Genomic DNA, 18,738 nt, shown 5'->3' on the forward strand with positions numbered 1-18,738 from the left:
CGGATCTGTGAGCTACAGCACACGTCACCGGATCCGGTGTCACAATCGTTGCAAGGCGTTGCAACATCGGTGTGCGCACGCGGCGAGGCGCGCGAGCCTCGCCCGGCCGCGCGCACCGAGCAGATCAGGATGGATGTCGTGGGCGAATTCGGCGCGATCGAACCGGGGACGGACCTGCCCCGGTACGCCCGCGACCTGGTGCGCATGCACGACGCGGTGATCAGCGGCGGACGTTCGCCGTTGCGGCCGCGCACCCTGGTGGCGCGCTCGTGGTCGCGCGTCCTGGCCGCGGGGCTGGTACCCGACCAACCCAACGCCCGCACCGTGCTCGGGCTCGACGAGGTCGAGCGACGCCGCCGGATGTCGCCGCTGGCGGGCGTGATCAGCGAGTTGATGCAGGTGATCGCCGGGGTCGCGGATGCGTCGCAGCTGATCATGGTGGTCACCGATGCCGACGGCGTGGTGTTGTGGCGCGCCGGCTCACCGCGGGTCCGCAACCGTGCCGATGGCCTGGGTTTCCAGGAGGGCGCCACCTGGACCGAATCGGTGGTCGGCACCAATGCCATCGGCACCGCACTCGCCGAAGCCAGTCCGGTGCAACTGTTCTCGGGTGAGCATTTCGAGCAGTCCCAGCACCCGTGGTACTGCACAGCGGCGCCGATTCATGATCCGCGCACCGGCGAACTGCTGGGTGTGGTCGACGTCAGCGGGCCCGCGCTGACCCTGCATCCCGCGCTCACCGCACTGGTCGGCGCGGGCGCACGGCTGGCGGAGGGCCGGATCGCGCGGCTGCAGCAGGATCGGCTGGAACGGTTGCGCAGCACCGCGATGCCCACACTGTCCACGCTGAACGGTCCCGCCCTGCTGGTGGACGAGCACGGCTGGGTGGCCCACGCCACCGGCATCGCCACCCCGCAGCGCATCGCCATCCCGAATGCCGAACGCGCGGTGCAGGTCCCGGGGCTCGGCGTCTGCTCGGCGGAGCCGTTGCGCGGCGGTTGGCTGGTGCGGCCGCTCGGGGCGGGTGCGCATGCCGGGATCCGGATGAACCTCGACCTGTCCGGTACGCCGGTCGTCAGCGCGGTGGGCGGCGAATCCGATTGGCGCAGTTCATTATCGGTGCGGCATGCGGAGATCCTGCTGCTGCTGCATCTGCGTGGGCGGCGCGGGATGTCGGTCGCCGATCTGAGTCACGCCCTCTACGGCGATCCCGATCATGCGGTGGCCGTGCGGGCGGAACTGTCGCGGCTGCGGCGGGTGCTCGGCTCGATCATCGAGAGCAGGCCTTACCGGCTCGAGCCGTCGGTGACGCTCACCCTGACCCTCGGTGACGTCGACCGGCTGGCCGAGTGCGCCTTCGTCCGGCGCTCCACCAGCCCGGGCGTTCGGGCGCTGGCCGCGGCGGGAACCGGCCTCGGCTGACAGGCTGTCGAAGCCGACCGCTCGCCGGGCACCGGCTTCCTCGCCCTCGGCAGCGGCGCTACGAGGTGATTTCGCCGGCGCCACACCCCGCCCGGTGCCCTGTCTCAACCGCGCGAGAACACGGCCTTGAACACCCCCGCGACCACTCCGCGCAGGAAGTTCTCCCAGCTGAAGTGGTCGTGCCACAGGATGATTCGCCCGTCGCGCAGTTCGAAGGTACCCGCCACCCAGAAGGAGATCCGCACCGGACCGAAGCGCAAGATGTCGGTGCGGTCGGTGAGCACGATAGGGCCGTCGGCGGCGATGTGGTGCATGATGGCGGCGAAACCGAACTGATCCCGGCTCAGCCCCCGCAGCACCTGCGCCACCCGGCGTTCGCCACGCACGTCCGGTAGCGAGGTGTTCTTCCAGACGATGTCGGGATGCAGCAGTTCCAGCGCCTCGCTCACCGCGCCGATTTCCAGCGCGGCGAAGAATTCGCGCACCGTGGTGATCGAGTCCTGCTCCAGCTCGATTTCGCTCATGGATCGAGGGTAGGCGGTGCCCGCGCCGGAGGCGGCCCATTCCGCCTCCGGATTCGGCCCACCGGCGATACGTTGGGGCTATGACCACTCGGGATGAGATCGAGTCGTTTCTGGATGAGTATCAGGCCGCGCTGTCGGCCTACGATGCCGAACGGTCGGCCTCGTTGTGGGGCATGCCCGCCACCATCGTCAGCGACGGCTTCGTCGGCGCGCTGCATTCGCGCGCGGAGCTGGCACAGGCGCTGTCCCAGGCCTATCCCTTCTACCAGCAGCTCGGCCTGGCGCGCGTCGGCCACACGCTGCTCGACCACGTCGATCTGACGGCGAGCATCGCCCGTGTGCACGTGCGCTGGCATTTCTACGACGACGCCGACGAGCTGCTCACCGACGGCGACTACGAATACCTGCTGCGCCGCGACGACGACGGCCCGCACGCTTATGTCGCGGTGGCGATCGACGAGATGGAAAAGCTGACCAAGCTGGCCGCGGAGAAGGGCATTCAGCTGCCCGGGACGTGAGGGGCAGGCTCGTCACGAAGGCCGCGTTCGATCCGGACGGCGGCTCGGCCGACTCGCGTGGCCGGAAACCCGATCCGCTCGGCGGTCGATGAGCGCTTGCAGTCCGTCGAGGATGCGGTCGATGCCGAAGTTCAAGGCGTCGTCGCGCGCCGACGCGCCGCCCGCTTGCTCACCCATGGCCGCGGCGACCTCGGGATATCGGTCTCCCGCCGCCTCCATCACCTCCGCCATCTGCCGCATCAACTGCTCCTCCATCCCGTCGGCGGCGGTGTCACCGTTCTGCAGGGCGAGGCTGCGCACATGACCGTTGAGCACGACGACGGTGTCCAGCCGCTCCGGGCCGGTCAGGCCGATTCCCGCCATCACCGACAGGGCGGCCTCGAGCCAGCCGAGTTCGTTCGGCCCCATCGGCCGGATCCCGGCGGACAACTCCAGCGACCACGGGTGCGCCCGGTAACGCCGGAAGATCTCCTCGGTCCAGCGGCGTAGCCCGGCCCGCCACGGCGCCTCCTCGGAAAGCGCCTGGGCCGTAGCGATATCCGGGGGTGCGCCGAGGGCCTGCTCGAGCATCAACGCCGCCAGTTCGGCCTTGCCCGGCACATAGCGGTACAGCGACATCTTCGTGTAGCCGAGCCGTTCGGCGACCCGCTGCATGGAGACCCCCGCCATCCCTTCGGCGTCGGCCAGTTCGATGGCCGCGCCGACGATGGCCTCCAGCGACAGCGACGGTTTCGGGCCGCGCTTGGCCTGCCGCCCGGTGCCCCAGAGCAGTTCGACCACGGTCGGAGCCGGCATCGCGATGTCCTTTCCGGAAAGGAGTTGACCAGAAACTGTGTCTACCATACGCTCATCCGCGTCCGCAGGAAACAGTTTCCGATGGACGCTATTCGTTGAAGGAGCCATCATGCGTAACAAGACCGTCCTCATCTCCGGCGCGAGCATCGCCGGGCCGGCCCTCGCCTACTGGCTGGATCGCTACGGTTTCTACGTCACCGTGGTCGAACGCGCTGCCGAGCTGCGCCCCGGCGGCCAGGCCGTCGATTTCAAGGGCGCCACCCATCTGACGGTGCTCGAGCGCATGGGCCTGCTCGACGCCGTGCGTGCACGCCGCACCGGCGGCGCCGACATGGTGCTGGTGGACGCGGCGGGCAAGCGCCGCTCGGTCATCTCCGGCGATTTCACCGGCGGTGACCTCGAGATTCTGCGCGGCGATCTGGCCGCGCTCATGTACGAGCGCACCAGTCAGCGGTGCACCTACCTCTTCGGCGATTCGATCAGCGCACTCACCGAGACCGCCGACGGTGTGCGGGTGGAGTTCGAACACGCACCGGCCCGCACCTTCGATCTGGTCTTCGGGGCCGACGGTGTGCACTCACGGGTCCGTGCGCTCACCTTCGGACCCGAACGCGACTACGTCCGTCACCGCGGCTACTACTACGCCCTCGCCAATTCGGGCATCGGGTCCCGGCGCACCGGCGAGCCGCGCCGCGAGGTCGCCTACGCCCATAACGCGCCGGGCAAACTCGCCGTCAGCGGCGGACCGAAGGCCGAGCAGATGTACATGTTCGCCTCCCCCGAACTCGATTACGCTCGCGACGACGAGCAGGCGCAGCGCCGGATCCTGAAGCAGGCCTTCGCCGGCGTCGGCTGGGAGGTGCCGCGGATGCTCGCCGAACTGGACGAGGCGGCGAACGTCTACCTGGATTCGCTGAGCGTGGTCGAGATGACCTCGTGTGTGCGCGGGCGGGTCGCGCTGGTCGGTGACGCCGGCTACGGCAACACCCTCGCGGGGTTCGGGACCGGGCTCGCCGTCGTCGGCGCCTATGTGCTCGCGGGCGAACTCGCCGTCGCCGGCGGCGATCACACCGCGGCCTTCCCGCGCTACGACGAGATCATGCGGCGCTACAACAAGATCGCGGGTTCCAGCAATCCTGGCCGCTTCCTGGCCCCCAAGACCGCCTTCGGCACCCGGGCGCGCGACTGGTTCCTGAACTCGCCGCTGTTCGGGCTGATGGTGAAGCTCGGCGACAAGGGCGCCAACGATATCGAACTGCGCGATTACCCGGCCCTGGTCGCCGCCGGTGCGGATTCGGCCGAGCGGTAGTGCGGATGCGGTCGATCGGACGCGACCGGGCCACGAGCGGGATGAGCACCCGATGGTCCGCGCGGGCGCAGGACCCCGTGGGCACATCGCCGCCCGGAAACGGCGCCGCGCCCACGATTCGGCAGGTGCCGATCGCGGGCGCGGCGTCCGGAAAACGTGGCGGGATCTCAGCCCAGCAGGCGCCAGTCCTCGAGACCCTGGTACAGCGGCAGGTCGTTGGCCAGCTTGCGGACCCGGCCGCGCAGCGTCTCGACATCCGAACCACCGGCCAGTGCGGTGCCGATGATGTCGGCGACCTCCGTGAACTCGGTATCGCCGAAGCCACGGGTGGCCAGGGCGGCGGTGCCGATGCGCAGACCGGAGGTGACCATCGGCGGGCGCGGATCGAACGGAACGGCGTTGCGGTTGACCGTGATACCGATCTCGTGCAGCAGATCCTCGCCCTGCTGACCGTCGAGCTGGGAGTTGCGCAGGTCCACCAGCACCAGGTGCACGTCGGTGCCGCCGGTGAGCACGCTGATGCCCTTGCCCGCGACGTCGGCGGCACTCAGGCGCTCGGCCAGGATCTTGGCGCCGGACAGGGTGCGCTGCTGCCGCTCGGCGAACTCGGCGGTGGCCGCGATCTTGAACGCGACGGCCTTGGCGGCGATGGCATGCATCAGCGGCCCGCCCTGCTGGCCTGGGAACACCGAGCTGTTGAGCTTCTTGGCGAACTCCTGCTTGGCCAGGATCAGGCCGGAGCGCGGGCCGCCGAGGGTCTTGTGCACGGTGGAGGAGACCACGTCGGCGTAGGGCACCGGCGAGGGGTGCAGCCCGGCCGCGACCAGACCGGCGAAGTGCGCCATATCGACCCACAGGTAGGCGCCGACCTCGTCGGCGATCTCCCGGAAGGCGGCGAAATCCTGATGCCGCGGGTAGGCCGACCAGCCCGCGACGATCACCTTCGGCCGCGCCTCCAGGGCGATCTTGCGCACCTCGTCCATGTCGACGCGGTGATCTTCCTTGCTGACGCCGTAGGAGTGGACCTCGTACAGCTTGCCGGAGAAGTTCAGCCGCATGCCGTGGGTGAGATGGCCGCCGTGGGCCAGGTCCAGCCCGAGCAGCTTCTCGCCGGGGTTCATCAGCGACATCAGCACCGCGGCATTGGCCTGGGCGCCCGAATGCGGCTGGACGTTGGCGAACTCGGCGCCGAACAGTTCCTTGGCGCGTTCGCGGGCCAGGTTCTCCACGACGTCGACGTGCTCGCAGCCGCCGTAGTAGCGACGGCCCGGGTAGCCCTCGGCGTACTTGTTGGTGAGCACGCTGCCCTGCGCCTGCAGAACCGCGCGCGGCACGAAGTTCTCCGAGGCGATCATCTCGAGGGTGTCGCGCTCGCGGGCGAGCTCTCCTGCCATCGCGGCAGCGACCTCGGGATCGAGTTCACCGAGAGACTGGGTATTGACAGAAGCGGTCGTCTGCGTCACCCGGACAGTCTATTGGCTCCCGCGGCCCGGACGGGCACGGGGTCTGATAGCACATCGCGCGCCCTTCCGCGCCGATTCCGCCGCGGAACATCGGGACCGGTTTCATCCGAACTCCGCCCGGCCGCGTTCGATCTGATGGCGCCTGGCCGGATCAGGCGGACCCAGCGACGTGCGCTCGGTGGTTCGGCAGATCCCCGCATGCCCGGCCGTGGGCGCGCAACTCCGGCAGTTCAGGCCGGCTGCATCGCCCGCACCGCCCCCGGCGTGAGCGGTTCGTCGAGCAACCGGCGGAACCGGTCGGCGCGCTCATCGGCGCCCGCTGCGCCGTCCAGCCAGCCGCCGAGCAGCCGGTAGCCCTCGACGTAGGTGCTGATGTAGGCCCGCCACAGCGGCGAGGACAGGAAGCGCAGTGACTGGCGAGCCCGTTCCGGCGTCGTCAGGTTCCAGCGTTGCAGGAACTCGGCCACCTCGTCGGCGTCGCGGCCGCGATCGTGCAGCAGCAGCGCCGCGTCCTGGCGCACCCCGAGCAGCTGCGCCGAAGCCTGCGACAGCCGTTCGGCGCGTTCGCCATCGAAGCGCAGGCCGAGATCGGCGTAGATCTCCTGCGCCCAGCGGCCCCAGCCCGGCCCGACGATGGCCTCCAGCGCCAGATCCGCCAGGCCCTCGGCCATCAGGCACTGCGGGGTGTTGACCAGGAACAGCGTCTGCTCGGCCTGCCCGGCGGCCACCAGCCCGGCCTCCTTGCGGCAGTGCTCGGTGTGATGGCCCGGGTAGGCCTCGTGCGCGATGAGCCGCGGCAGGTTGGCCATGTGCTGACGCAGGTCGGAGTTGATCGCGACCGTGGAGTGGAAATTGCCGAGGTAGTAGTTGAAGCCGGACCACGGCTTGTCGCCGACGATCTCGTAGGTGACGTGCTCATGGTCGGGCAGCGGATAGCGCTCACGCACCAGCTCGCGCAGCGCGCTGGAGAACGCCTCCACGCAGGCGGCCAGCCGCTCCGGCGGGATCTCGTCGGCTTGGCGGTGCGCGGCGACGCGTTCGGCCAGCGGTCCGTCGCCGGCCAGCACCTCGTCCATCTTGCGGTGTGCGTCGCGGTAGTCGGCCTCATCGCCGGGCGCGATGTCGACATCGAAGTAGGCGCGTACCTCGTCGATGAAACCGATGTCGTCACCGGCGAACTTGCGCGCCGAGCATTCCAGTGCGCGCAGGTGCACATCGAGAAACTCGGTACGTTCGGGCGCCAGCCCCGCCCCCGGCAGTTCGGCGCGCAGGGCCGCGGCTCGTCGCGCGAGTTCGCGCGGCTGCGGCGCGGGCCCGTTCTCGACCTCCCGGCGCAGTGCGGGATCGCCGGTGAACGCGTCGACGAAACCCGCTTCGAGCCGGTCGAAGGCCAGGCCGAGCCGCAGGTAATCGGTCACGAGCGGATGCGCTTCCATGGCAGCCGACGATAGCCGGTCCACCAGCGCGACGCCGAGAGTTACCGGCCGGTAGGCGACCCCCTTTTCCCGGTGTGCGGCGGCGAGGCGCAGAATTCAGCCATGCGGCCACAGATAGTCCGAATCTCACAGCGCCGGTGCGATATGTGTGCGTGTTTGCCGGAATGGAGCGTCGGGTAAGTGGCACGGATGAGCGAGCCGAGCCCCTATGTGGAATTCGATCGGAAACAGTGGCGCACACTGCGGAAATCGACTCCACTGGTGCTCACCGAGGAAGAACTACGCGGCCTGCGCGGTCTCGGTGAACAGATCGATCTGGAAGAGGTCGCCGAGGTCTATCTTCCGCTCGCCCGGCTCATTCATTTGCAGGTCGCCGCACGTCAGCGGCTGTTCGCGGCCACCGCGACCTTCCTCGGGGAAAAGCATCCGGACCAGCAGGTGCCATTCGTGATCGGTGTGGCTGGCAGTGTCGCGGTGGGTAAATCCACCACCGCGCGCGTGCTGCAGGCCTTGCTGGCGCGCTGGGATCACCATCCGCGAGTGGATTTGGTCACAACCGACGGGTTCCTCTACCCCACTGCCGAACTCACCCGCCGCGGCATCATGCATCGCAAGGGATTCCCGGAGAGCTACGACCGCCGCAAACTGCTGCGTTTCGTCACCGAGGTGAAATCCGGTGCGCCGGAAGTGTGCGCGCCGATGTATTCGCATATCTCCTACGACATCGTGCCCGGCGAGTTCCATTGCGTGCGTCAACCCGACATCCTCATCGTCGAGGGCCTCAATGTCCTGCAGACCGGGCCGCGGTTGATGGTGTCGGATCTGTTCGACTTCTCCATCTATGTCGACGCCCGCATCGAGGACATCGAGAACTGGTATGTGCAAAGGTTTCTCAGCCTGCGCAAGACCGGGTTCGCCGATCCGAAGGCGCATTTCCACCATTACGCACGCTTCACCGACGAGGAGGCGACGGCGGCGGCCAAGGACATCTGGAACTCGACCAACCGGCCGAATCTGGTGGAGAACATCCTGCCCACCCGCCCGCGGGCGACGCTGGTGTTACGCAAAGACTCCGACCACACGATCAATCGGCTGCGGTTGCGGAAATTGTGAGCGGTGCCGCAGCGCGGAACCGGCGCTGCTCAGACTCCGAATCGCCGGTGCCGCGCCGCGAAATCACGCAGTGCCCGCAGGAAATCCACCCGCCGGAACTCCGGCCAGTACGCCTCGGTGAACCAGATCTCCGAATACGCGCTCTGCCACAGCAGAAACCCGGACAACCGTTGCTCACCGGAGGTGCGGATGACGAGATCGGGGTCGGGCTGGCCGGAGGTGTAGAGGTGCTGGCCGATGGCGTTGACGGTGATCGACTGCACCAGATCCTCGCCGGTCTCCCCGGCCGCGATCTCCTGGCGGACCAGCGAGCGCACCGCGTCGGTGATCTCCTGCCTGCCGCCGTAGCCGACGGCCACGTTGACGTGCACCCCGTTACGCCCGCTGGTGCGTTCGGCGGCGGTGCGCAAGCGCTTGGCGATCAGCTCGGGGAATCCGTCGAGCGAGCCGACCAGTCGCACACTCCAGTTCTGGTCCGGCGCCGACAGTTCCTCGACCACGTCGGTGATCACTTCGAACAGCGTCTCCAGCTCTTCGGGATCGCGGCGCAGGTTCTCGGTGGACAGCAGGTAGACGGTGACCATCTCGATGCCCGCGGCCTCGCACCAGCCCACCAGTTCGGCGATCTTGAGCGCACCCACCCGGTGCCCGTGGCTGACGTCGGTGAAGCCGTTTTCCCTGGCCCAGCGCCGATTGCCGTCGCACATCACCGCAACGTGGCGGGGATGCTGCTTGCCTGCCAGCTGCTTGGCCAGCCGGGCCTCGTAGACGCGATACGGAAAGCCACGCACCCGACTCGGAAACTCCACGGCGTCCAACAGTACGCCTCGTCACGTTGTCGGCGGCATCGGCCGCGTTTCCCGGTACAGTGACGATCGGACCGGCAACCTACGGTTCCGTAGGTTACTCGCGAGTTAACTCAGGAGGTAGTTCGTGACCGACCCGGTCGATGCCACCGGCACGCCCCGCCTGCACGACAGCACCGCGGCCGACGACGCCGCCGACGACGCCATCAATCCCGCCGAGGCGCTCGCCGCACTGGTCAAACCGAGCATGCGCGGCTGGATCCACACCTGGGCCGTGGGGATCGCGGCGATCGCGGTCATCGCCCTGGTCGGAGCGGCGAGCACGGTGTCGGCGACGGCGGTGTGGTCGACACTGGTCTACGGCCTCACCGTGTGCCTGTTGTTCGGCGTCAGCGCGGTGTATCACCGCGTCACCTGGCAGACGGTGCGCGCCCGCATCCGCATGAAACGCGCCGACCATTCGATGATCTTCCTGTTCATCGCCGGCAGCTACACCCCGTTCGCGCTGCTCGGCCTGCCCGGCGCCACCGGCCGTACGCTGCTGATCGTGGTGTGGGCCGGCGCGCTGGCCGGCGTCGCGTTGAAACTGCTGTGGCCGACCGCGCCGCGCTGGGTCGGCGTTCCGCTGTATCTGCTGCTCGGCTGGGCGATCGTGCCAGTGGCGGGCGAGCTCTACGACAATGTCGGCCTCGCCCCGCTGATCCTGCTGCTGATCGGTGGCCTCATCTACAGCGGCGGCGCCATCCTCTACGCCACCAAATGGCCGAATCCGTGGCCGGAGGTGTTCGGTCACCACGAGTTCTTCCACGCCGCGACGGTGCTCGCGGCCCTTGCGCACTACGTTGCGGTTTGGCTGGTGCTGCTGCGCTGACCGCCTCCGGCGTTCTATGCTGCTCGTTCGTGTCAGTCGCTGCCGCAATGAGCATCGCGCAGCCCGAGCGCACGCCATGATCGCCCGTCTGGTGGTCTGGGCGCTCCGGGCGCGCTGGGGCTTGGCCGCGGTGGTGATCACCTGCAATCTCAGTGGTCTCGCCGTCATCGTCACCCAGCTGTGGCTTGGCGGGTTCTTCGACCGGCTCGGACCCGACATCCTGCGCGCGCTCGCCGTCGTCGCGATCTACCCGGCCATCGGTTTCCTGGTCGGCATCGCCTTGGCCATCCGCGACCGCACCGTCTATTTCGCCTGGCTCGACCAGACCCGCAAACCCACGCCGGACGAGGCCAGGCGGCTGCTGCGGCTGCCGATCGCCATCACCACCCGCGCCCTGGCGCTGTGGCTGCCAGGGGTGATCATCGCCGCGATCGTGCTGGCCAGGGTGACCGAGCAGGACGATCTGGCGGTGATGGCGTCGATGTTCGTCATCGGCGGCCTGGAATCGGCCGGGCTCACCTTCTTGATCGTGGACCGGCTGATCCGCCCGACCATTCCGATCGTGGCCGGGGTGCTCGGCGCGACCATGCACTGGAGTTCGACGGTCTTCGTCCGGGTGGTGCTCACCTGGGCGGTGTCGGGGGCGATGCCGCTGTCGATGTTGATCGTGGTGCTCGCCGATCCGGTGTCCGGGCCGTCCGATCGCATTCGCACCGGCATCTATGTGGCCGCGCTCGGCATCATCGTCGGCGCGCTCGCCACCGCGACGCTGGCCCGCGCGGTGGCCGCCCCGATGCGCAAGCTGCGGCTGGCCCTGGACCGGATCACCCACGGCGATCTCGACGTCCGGGTGTCGGTGAACAGCGCCAGCGAAATCGGCAGGCTGGAGCATTCGGTGAATCAACTGGCCGCCGCGCTGCGGGAGCGGACCAGGATGCGCGATGTGTTCGGCAGGCACGTCGGCGACGAGGTGGCCGAGCGGGCGCTGGCCGGCGGGGTGGATCTGACCGGCGATGTGCGCGTGGTGTCGGCGTTGTTCGTCGACGTGACCGGCTCGGTGGAGATCTCCACCGGCCTGCCGCCGCAGGAGTTCGTGGCCAAGCTCAACCGGCTGCTGTCCATCGTGGTCGCGGCGACCGAGGACAACAACGGACTGGTCAACAAGTTCGAGGGCGATGCCGCGCTGTGCATCTTCGGTGCGCCGATCGCGCTGCGCGACAACGCCACCCCGGCGCTGCGCGCGGCCCGCCGCATCCGCGACGAGGTGCTGGCCACCGGCGAACTCGATATCGGCATCGGAGTGGGACGCGGCCAGGTGTTCGCCGGTGACGTGGGCACCGACACCCGGCTCGAGTTCACCGTCATCGGGGACGCCGTCAACGAGGCCGCACGACTCACCACCGCCGCCAAGGCCGTGCATCGGCGAATCCTGGTGAGCGAGTCGGTCATCGAGGCGGCCGCGCCGCACGAGCGCGCCAAATGGGAGCCCTATGGTGAACTGCCGCTGCGCGGTATGAGCGACCCGACACCCTCGTGGACCGATCTGCCGCAGGACCAAACGCCTGTCCCCGGCCCGGGCGCAGACGATGCCGCAGCCCCCGTCGACCCGCCGCGCCGCACGCCCGACCCCGACCGGCGGCCGGCCGTCGGCCCCGGCTGAAACGGGAGCCGGGCCCGGCCGACAGGCCCGAGACGCGGACCCGGCCCGTGTGTTCAGGCCGCCGGACCCGCCCAATCGGGCCGGAAAACGGGGCGAAACGACAGCCGGACGCCCACGGTTCACCTACCGAGAGGACACTTCAGGGATGAATCGAAAATCTTCGCCGTCGAGCCTGTTCAGTCATCTCGACGAAACCACCCCCACCTCCGCCTCGGCCGAGGACAGCGCCGCCGTCCCGCCGGTGTTCAGCAGCGCGGGTTCCGGCTCCGCACCCAGCGATGAGGCCGGCGGCACAGCCGGCGGTGATCGATGAATCTCAAAGCCACGGCCGTGGACCTCGGGTACGCGGCGGGCTGGGGGCTGGTGCGGGCGCTGCCGCAACGGTGGGCGCGCGGCATGTTCGACCGTGCCGCCGATCGCGCGGTCCGCGACGGCGGCCCTGATCAGTTGCGGCGCAACCTGGCTCGGGTGCTCGGCACCGCGCCGGAGCAGGTGCCCGACGAACTGATGCGCGCGAGCATGCGCTCCTACGCGCGCTATTGGTGCGAAGCCTTCCGGCTACCGTCCATGGATCCGGTTGCGGTGGCCGACATCATCGAATCCTCGGCCACCGGGCTCGAGCACGTGCGCGCCGCGGTCGACAGCGGTAGCGGCGCGGTGCTGGCGCTACCGCACAGCGGCAACTGGGATCTGGCGGGGCTGTGGGTGGTGCAGCGGATCGGTGCGCCGACCGTGGTCGCCGAGCGGCTGAAGCCGGAATCGCTGTTCCGAAGGTTCGTGCGCTTCCGTGAGGGTCTCGGTTTCGAGATCATCCCGCTCACCGGCGGTGCGACGCCGCCGTTCGCGCAGCTGACCGAGCGGATCCGGCAGGGGCGCGTGGTGTGCCTGCTCGGCGAGCGCGACCTGTCCGGCAGGGGTGTGCCGGTCACCTTCTTCGGCGAACCGGCCCAGATGCCCGCGGGCCCGGCCCGCCTCGCAATCGACACCGGCGCGCCGCTGCTACCGGTGCACTGCTGGTTCACCACCGACGGCTGGGGGTTCAGCGTCGGCGCACCGCTCGACACCACCGGCGGGGTGCAGTCGACCACTCAGGCGCTGGCCGACTCCTTCGCCACCGCAATCGCCGAGCACCCGGCGGATTGGCACATGCTGCAACCGTTGTGGACGGCCGATCATCAGGCGCGGGAGCAACAGCGGCGAACCCAGGCACGGTGACCGCACGGCACCGGCGCACAGCCTCGACCACCGGGCACAGCTTCGGCCGCTGACCATCACGCTCATCACCACGGCGGCGAAATCCCGACACCCAATCGACGCCCCGGAGGGACGCCCGCCCGCGACCGCATCGCCCACGGCCGACGGGTTCCGGCCCCCGCCGCCCGGGCCGGACCATCAGCGGCTCAACGACTCCCGAAGCGCCTCGGCGGTGGTGACCGGTAGATCGCAGACCGACCCGCGGCAGACGTATGCCGCGGCCGCGCCACCCACGGTGGGGCGATCGGCGAGCAGCGGTACCGAATCCGGTTCGGCGGCAAGGATGATCGCACCGCCGGGTGCGGTGGAACGGGCAGCTCTCAGCAGCTCGGCGGCAGCGAGGTCCGACTGGGCGGATGCCCCCGCACCGCCGTCGCGAACTACGGTGCGGGTACTCACCGCTTCCGACTGCTCGGCGCGCTGATCGAGGGCGCGGTCGTTGGTTGCGATGGCGATCGCGATCGGCCCGTGCAACGCCGCCTCGGCCACGGTCAGCCACTGGCCGGCCGAGCGCGGGGCCTTCGCCAGCACCACTGTCCCGCGCTCGAGGGTGCGGTCGGCGAGGTCGCGGTAGCGGACGGCCCGGTCGGTGGCGCTACAGGCCGATGCGGTGAGCAGCGCCTCCGCCAGCGAGGAGGCGCCGGCCGGCGTGGCGCCGTCGATCGGGTCGCGCGGGCGGGCGACGAGTGTTTCGGCGTCATCGGCGGTGTCGAACCAGCTGCCGGGAGCTTCGGGATCGGCGAAATGCTCGATGGCCGCGTCGAGCAGCCGCTGCGCATGCTCGAGCCATTCGCGCTCACCGGTGGCCTGGTGCAGCGCGAGCAGGCCGGTGGCCAGCCAGGCGTAATCCTCCAGCACGCCGGGCGCCGCGCCTGCCTGACCGCCGAGCGAGGCACGCAGCACCCGGTCGCCGACGACGTGTTCGGCCAGCAAATACCGGGCGCAGCGCACCGCAGCTGCCAGCCAGTCGTCCCGGTCTTGCGCGGTGGCGGCTTCGACGAGCGCGGTGATCGCGATGCCGTTCCAAGCGGTGACCACCTTGTCGTCGCGATCCGGTTGCGGCCTGCGGGCTCGTTCGGTACGCAGGGCCGAGCGGATCCGCTCGAATCGGGCGGTGTCGTCCGGGTCGGTGTAGCGGGTGAGCACCGAGGTGCCCTGTTCGAAGGTGCCAGCGGTGGTGACGCCGAAGACCTCGGCCGCCCACGCGCCGTCGATGGGGCCGAGCGCGGCGACCAGCTCGGCGGGCGACCACACGTACGTCGCCCCCTCGATGCCCGGCTCTCCGGGCGCGATGTGGGTGTCGGCGTCGAGGGCGGAGGCGAAACCGCCGTGCTCGGTGCCGAGGTCGTCGCACAGGAATTCCACGATCTCACCGGTGACGCGATGCGGCAGATCGTCGTCGGGCACCCGTCGAGCCAGGTGGGCGTAGGCGCGCAGCAGCTGGGCGTTGTCGTAGAGCATCTTCTCGAAATGCGGTACCACCCAGGCGGCGTCGACCGAATACCGCGCGAATCCGCCGCGGATCTGGTCATAGATGCCGCCGCGCGCCATCGCCGCGCCGGTGCGGCGCAGCACGTCGAGGATCGTGTCGTCGCCGGTGCGTTCCCAGCCGCGCAGCAGCCCTTCCATCAGGGCCGACGGCGGGAATTTCGGTGCGCCGCCGAAGCCGCCGTGCTGCTCGTCGACGTCGCGCAGCACCGCCGCGACCGCGTGATCGAGCAGTTCGGTCGTGATGGTCAGCTCGGTGTCGGGCAGCCCGCTCGCCTGCCCGCGCAGCGCCTCCACCACTTGCGAGGAGGCCAGATTCACCTCGTCGCGCCGGTTGCGCCAGGTGTCGGCGACCGCGGTGAGCAACTGCTGGAACGACGGCATCCCGCCGCGCGGCACCTTCGGGTAGTAGGTGCCGCAGTAGAACGGTTCGCCGGCCGGGGTGAGGAAGCAGGTCATCGGCCAACCACCCTGGCCCGTCATGGCGACCGTGGCGTTCATGTAGACGGCGTCCAGGTCGGGCCGCTCCTCGCGATCGACCTTGATGCAGACGTAGTTGTCGTTCATCAGCGCCGCCGTCTCCGGATCGGCGAACGACTCGTGCGCCATCACATGGCACCAGTGGCAGGAGGCGTACCCGATGGACAGCAGGATCGGCACATCCCGCGCCGCCGCCTCCGCCAGCGCCTCGGCATCCCATTCCCGCCAGTGCACCGGATTGTCGGCGTGCTGACGCAGATACGGCGAAGTCGCGGTGGCCAATCGATTCACAGTGCCAGCCTTCCACACCTGAACCCCGCAAAACACGGTCCACTCCCTACCGGACGCAAGCGGGCGCTCCCCATCTGCGGGAATCCCTGCGCCCCGAGTGGGAAACTGGATACGTCATAGTCCGTCGCCGCGCCCGCGGCGATCGGATGTGGTTACCGGTCAGCACACCGGCCTCACCCGATAGGCGGTCATGGCGAGCAGGACAGCGCGATGAGCCGGCCGTCACCCATCGACCTCGCCGAAATGCGCGCCACGGTGGCCCGCTTGGAACGCGTGATCGCCGAAGCCACCGACACCGTCGCCGAGCTGAAGGCCGCCATCGCCGCCGCCGAAGCGCAGTCGGCGAGCGTCGTCGAGGTCGCCGGTGCCTCGACGGCGGATCCGATCGTGGGCGCCGCCGCGCCCACGATCGGGCAACCGGCGGGCCGTGCGCCGGGTCCAACCCCCTGGTCCAAGCGAAGATCCGCGGCGCCAGAAGCCGGACGCGACGGATATCGGACAGCAGCTCCGCCCGCACTCCGGGCGGACAGCACGCGCGCGGCTGCCTCGCTCCCCTCGACCGTCGAGGCCGCCACACCCGCGCCGCAAGCCACCGTCGCATCGCCTAGCCCCGACCCCGGCGCGGGACGGCATCCCGGCAGCACCCGCACCAATGGACCGCGGCCGCAGAATACCGATGCCCCAGCAGCCATCGCAGCCGAGCGCCGGGCACGCAGTACCGCCGCCCCTGCCGACGGGTCGGACGACCCAGCGCTCCACCGCGAGCGCCGGCCCGCACCGCCGCCTCCGATATCTGCCATCGCGCCCGGCACTTCCGCAGGCGGCCAGAACTCCGCCGGCCCTCGGAGGCAGCCGACACCCGTCCCGCACAGCGAATCGACCACCGACCGTGGGATCACCCCCGGCGAGATCGGCGCGTCGCCGAGCGAAGGGGAATCGAATAGGGGGCCACAACCCACGTCCCCGCGCGCCGGGCGGACAACGTCCGGGCTCGATGCCCTGCCGGAGCCCCTGCGTTCCCTCCGCGTGCCCACCGTGGGAAGACCGCAGGCCGAGTCCCACCCGGCTCCAGTGGCGCGACCGGCACCTACGCCCACCGATGCTTCACTGGCCAATTCTCGACCCGCTACTACCCAACCGGACAGCAGCCGACCCACTGCCGCCCAATCGGACAACGACCGACCCACTGCCGCCCAACCGGGCAACGACCGACCCGCTGCCACCCAACCGGACGGCAGCATTCCACAACGCGATCAGCCGCCGCCTTCCGAGCCACACGACCCCAACGCTGTAGCCACCGACGCCGGGCCGACCGCGCCCGACGACGCCTCCCAGCCCGCGCCACCACCGCCGGCCCCGCCTTTCGCGCCGGGCGCTGCCGCGGATGACCAGAACGGCCACACCCGCACCCTGAGGACACCTGCGGATCCAGTCGGATCGCCCCGGAGCCAAGGCGCTCCACCCAGCGGAGACCACCCAATCGGCAGCGGTGACGCTCCGGGCACGGCGCCCCACCCGAGGTCCACCAGCTCAGGGCGGGCAGCGTCCAGCCCGTCCGCGCTCGACGCCCTGCCGGTAGCGCTGCGATCCCTTCGCGTGCCCACGGTGGGAAGACCGCAGGTAGCGGCCGCCCCGGCGCCGGCTGCGCGCCCGGCGGACTCACCCGGTGCAGATAACCACCCGGCGAGCGCTGCACCCCCTGTGGCGCAGGCGAATCCCGCCCAACCGCCAGCCGCGCACCCGGCTGCCATGCAACGGACCGCCCACCCAGCGACGAGCCCACCACCCCCGACTCCCGATCCGTCCGGCTCCGGCCTGCGGAATCCTCTTGCCGAGCTGGCGGCGCAGCGTGGGCTGACGCTGATCGGCTTCGACGATGCACCGCTCGATCCCTCTAGCCTGCGCGAGTTCGCCGAAGCGGTCGGCGATATGCTCGCCCGGTACCCGATCACCTTGCAGGGCATCGAGATTCGCCACCCGGCCGGTACCGCCCCGCCGCGCACGCTCGGTGCGGCCGCGCTGCCGCGTACGGACCCCTCGCCGCTCTGGCTGATCGTCGACAGCACCGCGCTGGTGCCGCGGCCGGCGGCGGCCCCTCGTTCCCGAAAGTGGCTGCGTAGGCGGCGCATTGCCGATCGCACGGTGTATACGGCAGTGGTCCGGGCGTACGGCTGCGCGCTCGACGCCGCAGGCGACTTTCGCGCCCGCCAGGAAGCCCAGCGGCTCCTGGTCACCGAGTCGCTGCGCGGCGGACCGGATCTCGCGTTCAGTCCGTTGAATCCGGCCCAGGCCTTGATCGATGCCTTCACAGACGTCGTGTTGCACGACCGCCACGCGGGCAGGCAGGCCAAGGCCCTGCACGACATCCTGGTCACAATGGTGCGACCGGAGACCACCGAGGTCCCGTCCTGACCTGCTGGTAGGCGGCTAGCTGCCGGTCGCGACGAGCGTCAGCACCAACGATGCGGTGGCGAGCACGAGATAGCAACCCGGGTACACCAGATCGGAATAACCGCGTGCGCGGGCGAGCGTGGCCACCGCTCCGATGAAGTACAACACCAGGCCCGCCGCGGCGGCTGCGCCGAGCGCGGGGATCGCCAGGCCCGCGAGCAGTCCGAGCGCCCCGGCGAGTTTCACCAGACCCAGCGGGATGATCCACGAGTGCGGCACTCCGTACTTGGTCATATTGTCGAGCGTCCACCGGTTTCTCGCGAGATCGGAGGCGGCGGCCACGAAGGTGGCGAGGGCGGTGACGATCAGAGTGCTGGCCGTTGCGATGGACATCGTTCCTCCTGCGGGATGCGGCTGTGGTCGCTGGATGGACGAAACACACCACGGCAATGTGATGGGTCCCCGGACGTTGCTCTCGTCACCTTCGACAGCGGACCCGCGTGCTCACCGCCGGGCGAACCCCTCGTCGTCCGGCGGTGAGCAAGTATTCAGCGGTCCTGGATGAGCCCGAGGACGTTGCCGTCGACGTCGGTGACGCTGGCGACCACCCGTCCCCCACCCACCTCGCGCGCCGGCTCCTTGATCGTCGCCCCCGCTGCGACGAGCTCGCCGAGCTTGGTGTCGATATCGTCCACGTGCCAGTACGCCACGGGCGAGGTCATCTTCTGGGGTCCGCCGTCGGGTACCAGCCCGATGTGCTGACCCTCGGCGTCGAACCCCACGTAGTAGGGCGAGTCGGTCTGCGGCGCGACGCCGAGCAGGGCGGTGTAGAGCTGCTTGGCGGCTTCCAGGTCCGTCACCGGGTGCAGAACGGTCTTGATGCCCTGGGTGGTCGAGCTGGTCATGGTCACTCCTCG

At 69.8% G+C, this 18,738-nt stretch carries 18 protein-coding genes; 9 read left to right on the forward strand and 9 right to left on the reverse strand.

The window, feature by feature from the left end; all coding sequences use genetic code 11:
• The first annotated feature begins 138 nt into the window (after positions 1-138).
• Complete coding sequence (locus AC4HOU_RS18130) at positions 139-1,422, forward strand: GAF domain-containing protein (RefSeq protein ID WP_194992017.1); 1,284 nt, start codon at positions 139-141, stop codon at positions 1,420-1,422.
• A 104-nt stretch (positions 1,423-1,526) separates the two neighbouring features.
• Here AC4HOU_RS18130 and AC4HOU_RS18135 read toward each other — a convergent pair whose 3' ends face one another.
• Positions 1,527-1,946 carry a limonene-1,2-epoxide hydrolase family protein gene (locus AC4HOU_RS18135; RefSeq protein ID WP_194992013.1) on the reverse strand — a complete coding sequence of 140 codons (420 nt, stop codon included), beginning with the start codon at positions 1,944-1,946 and terminating at the stop codon, positions 1,527-1,529.
• Positions 1,947-2,026: 80 nt separating this feature from the next.
• On the opposite strand from AC4HOU_RS18135, the gene AC4HOU_RS18140 reads away from it, so the two are divergent.
• Entirely contained in the window at positions 2,027-2,464 is a 438-nt protein-coding gene (locus AC4HOU_RS18140) for a DUF6841 family protein (RefSeq protein ID WP_194992014.1), read from the forward strand.
• 12 nt (positions 2,465-2,476) lie between these two features.
• Here AC4HOU_RS18140 and AC4HOU_RS18145 read toward each other — a convergent pair whose 3' ends face one another.
• Complete coding sequence (locus tag AC4HOU_RS18145) at positions 2,477-3,259, reverse strand: TetR/AcrR family transcriptional regulator (RefSeq protein WP_195019988.1); 783 nt, start codon at positions 3,257-3,259, stop codon at positions 2,477-2,479.
• 109 nt (positions 3,260-3,368) lie between these two features.
• Between AC4HOU_RS18145 and AC4HOU_RS18150 the strand changes: the two genes are divergently transcribed.
• Positions 3,369-4,568: an FAD-dependent monooxygenase gene (locus AC4HOU_RS18150; protein ID WP_195019989.1), complete on the forward strand. Its 1,200-nt coding sequence runs from the start codon at positions 3,369-3,371 to the stop codon at positions 4,566-4,568.
• Positions 4,569-4,735: 167 nt separating this feature from the next.
• Here AC4HOU_RS18150 and glyA read toward each other — a convergent pair whose 3' ends face one another.
• A complete protein-coding gene (gene glyA / locus AC4HOU_RS18155; RefSeq protein WP_163815102.1) occupies positions 4,736-6,031 on the reverse strand; it encodes a serine hydroxymethyltransferase in 1,296 nt (431 codons plus the stop codon).
• Between the two features lie 230 nt (positions 6,032-6,261).
• On the reverse strand, positions 6,262-7,467 hold the full coding sequence (locus tag AC4HOU_RS18160) for a DUF885 domain-containing protein (RefSeq protein ID WP_195019990.1): 1,206 nt from the start codon (positions 7,465-7,467) through the stop codon (positions 6,262-6,264).
• Positions 7,468-7,647: 180 nt separating this feature from the next.
• Here AC4HOU_RS18160 and coaA point away from each other — a divergent pair, with 180 nt between their 5' ends.
• Entirely contained in the window at positions 7,648-8,580 is a 933-nt protein-coding gene (gene coaA / locus AC4HOU_RS18165) for a type I pantothenate kinase (RefSeq protein WP_163815099.1), read from the forward strand.
• Between the two features lie 29 nt (positions 8,581-8,609).
• On the opposite strand, the gene AC4HOU_RS18170 is transcribed toward coaA, so the two are convergent.
• Positions 8,610-9,398 carry an isoprenyl transferase gene (locus tag AC4HOU_RS18170; RefSeq protein ID WP_081597448.1) on the reverse strand — a complete coding sequence of 263 codons (789 nt, stop codon included), beginning with the start codon at positions 9,396-9,398 and terminating at the stop codon, positions 8,610-8,612.
• A gap of 235 nt (positions 9,399-9,633) precedes the next feature.
• Here AC4HOU_RS18170 and trhA point away from each other — a divergent pair, with 235 nt between their 5' ends.
• From trhA to AC4HOU_RS18190, 4 genes are all read left to right on the forward strand, one after another.
• A complete protein-coding gene (gene trhA / locus AC4HOU_RS18175) occupies positions 9,634-10,257 on the forward strand; it encodes a PAQR family membrane homeostasis protein TrhA (protein WP_163815195.1) in 624 nt (207 codons plus the stop codon).
• 76 nt (positions 10,258-10,333) lie between these two features.
• Positions 10,334-11,917 carry an adenylate/guanylate cyclase domain-containing protein gene (locus AC4HOU_RS18180; RefSeq protein ID WP_490724808.1) on the forward strand — a complete coding sequence of 528 codons (1,584 nt, stop codon included), beginning with the start codon at positions 10,334-10,336 and terminating at the stop codon, positions 11,915-11,917.
• 145 nt (positions 11,918-12,062) lie between these two features.
• Positions 12,063-12,230, forward strand: coding sequence for a hypothetical protein (locus AC4HOU_RS18185; protein WP_163815097.1), 168 nt, complete (start codon positions 12,063-12,065; stop codon positions 12,228-12,230).
• The gene (locus tag AC4HOU_RS18190; RefSeq protein ID WP_195019991.1) at positions 12,227-13,132 is read left to right on the forward strand and encodes a phosphatidylinositol mannoside acyltransferase; all 906 of its coding nucleotides are present in this window, start codon (positions 12,227-12,229) and stop codon (positions 13,130-13,132) included. The genes AC4HOU_RS18185 and AC4HOU_RS18190 overlap by 4 nt, the downstream gene beginning before the upstream one ends.
• A 177-nt stretch (positions 13,133-13,309) precedes the next feature.
• Here the strand turns inward: AC4HOU_RS18190 and AC4HOU_RS18195 are convergent, their stop codons facing one another.
• Positions 13,310-15,430, reverse strand: coding sequence for a thioredoxin domain-containing protein (locus AC4HOU_RS18195; RefSeq protein ID WP_490724809.1), 2,121 nt, complete (start codon positions 15,428-15,430; stop codon positions 13,310-13,312).
• Between the two features lie 188 nt (positions 15,431-15,618).
• Positions 15,619-15,885 carry a hypothetical protein gene (locus AC4HOU_RS18200; RefSeq protein ID WP_195019993.1) on the reverse strand — a complete coding sequence of 89 codons (267 nt, stop codon included), beginning with the start codon at positions 15,883-15,885 and terminating at the stop codon, positions 15,619-15,621.
• Positions 15,886-17,179: 1,294 nt separating this feature from the next.
• Between AC4HOU_RS18200 and AC4HOU_RS18205 the strand changes: the two genes are divergently transcribed.
• Complete coding sequence (locus AC4HOU_RS18205) at positions 17,180-17,842, forward strand: hypothetical protein (RefSeq protein ID WP_163815089.1); 663 nt, start codon at positions 17,180-17,182, stop codon at positions 17,840-17,842.
• A 15-nt stretch (positions 17,843-17,857) separates the two neighbouring features.
• Here AC4HOU_RS18205 and AC4HOU_RS18210 read toward each other — a convergent pair whose 3' ends face one another.
• Both AC4HOU_RS18210 and AC4HOU_RS18215 read right to left on the reverse strand, forming a co-directional pair.
• Complete coding sequence (locus AC4HOU_RS18210; RefSeq protein WP_194992813.1) at positions 17,858-18,214, reverse strand: DoxX family protein; 357 nt, start codon at positions 18,212-18,214, stop codon at positions 17,858-17,860.
• Between the two features lie 155 nt (positions 18,215-18,369).
• Positions 18,370-18,726 carry a VOC family protein gene (locus AC4HOU_RS18215; protein WP_195019994.1) on the reverse strand — a complete coding sequence of 119 codons (357 nt, stop codon included), beginning with the start codon at positions 18,724-18,726 and terminating at the stop codon, positions 18,370-18,372.
• Between the last annotated feature and the right edge of the window lie 12 nt (positions 18,727-18,738).

The organism is Nocardia sp. JCM 38205 (assembly GCF_058222935.1).

Bases quoted from the DNA above. Each gene is read 5' to 3' on its own strand.
- AC4HOU_RS18185 (WP_163815097.1), top strand. From the start codon at position 12,063: ATGAATCGAAAATCTTCGCCGTCGAGCCTGTTCAGTCATCTCGACGAA.
- AC4HOU_RS18205 (WP_163815089.1), top strand. From the start codon at position 17,180: ATGCAACGGACCGCCCACCCAGCGACGAGCCCACCACCCCCGACTCCC.
- AC4HOU_RS18160 (WP_195019990.1), bottom strand. From the start codon at position 7,467: ATGGAAGCGCATCCGCTCGTGACCGATTACCTGCGGCTCGGCCTGGCC.
- AC4HOU_RS18150 (WP_195019989.1), top strand. From the start codon at position 3,369: ATGCGTAACAAGACCGTCCTCATCTCCGGCGCGAGCATCGCCGGGCCG.
- AC4HOU_RS18180 (WP_490724808.1), top strand. From the start codon at position 10,334: ATGATCGCCCGTCTGGTGGTCTGGGCGCTCCGGGCGCGCTGGGGCTTG.
- AC4HOU_RS18190 (WP_195019991.1), top strand. From the start codon at position 12,227: ATGAATCTCAAAGCCACGGCCGTGGACCTCGGGTACGCGGCGGGCTGG.
- AC4HOU_RS18210 (WP_194992813.1), bottom strand. From the start codon at position 18,214: ATGTCCATCGCAACGGCCAGCACTCTGATCGTCACCGCCCTCGCCACC.
- AC4HOU_RS18215 (WP_195019994.1), bottom strand. From the start codon at position 18,726: ATGACCAGCTCGACCACCCAGGGCATCAAGACCGTTCTGCACCCGGTG.
- trhA (WP_163815195.1), top strand. From the start codon at position 9,634: ATGCGCGGCTGGATCCACACCTGGGCCGTGGGGATCGCGGCGATCGCG.
- AC4HOU_RS18140 (WP_194992014.1), top strand. From the start codon at position 2,027: ATGACCACTCGGGATGAGATCGAGTCGTTTCTGGATGAGTATCAGGCC.
- AC4HOU_RS18145 (WP_195019988.1), bottom strand. From the start codon at position 3,259: ATGCCGGCTCCGACCGTGGTCGAACTGCTCTGGGGCACCGGGCGGCAG.
- AC4HOU_RS18135 (WP_194992013.1), bottom strand. From the start codon at position 1,946: ATGAGCGAAATCGAGCTGGAGCAGGACTCGATCACCACGGTGCGCGAA.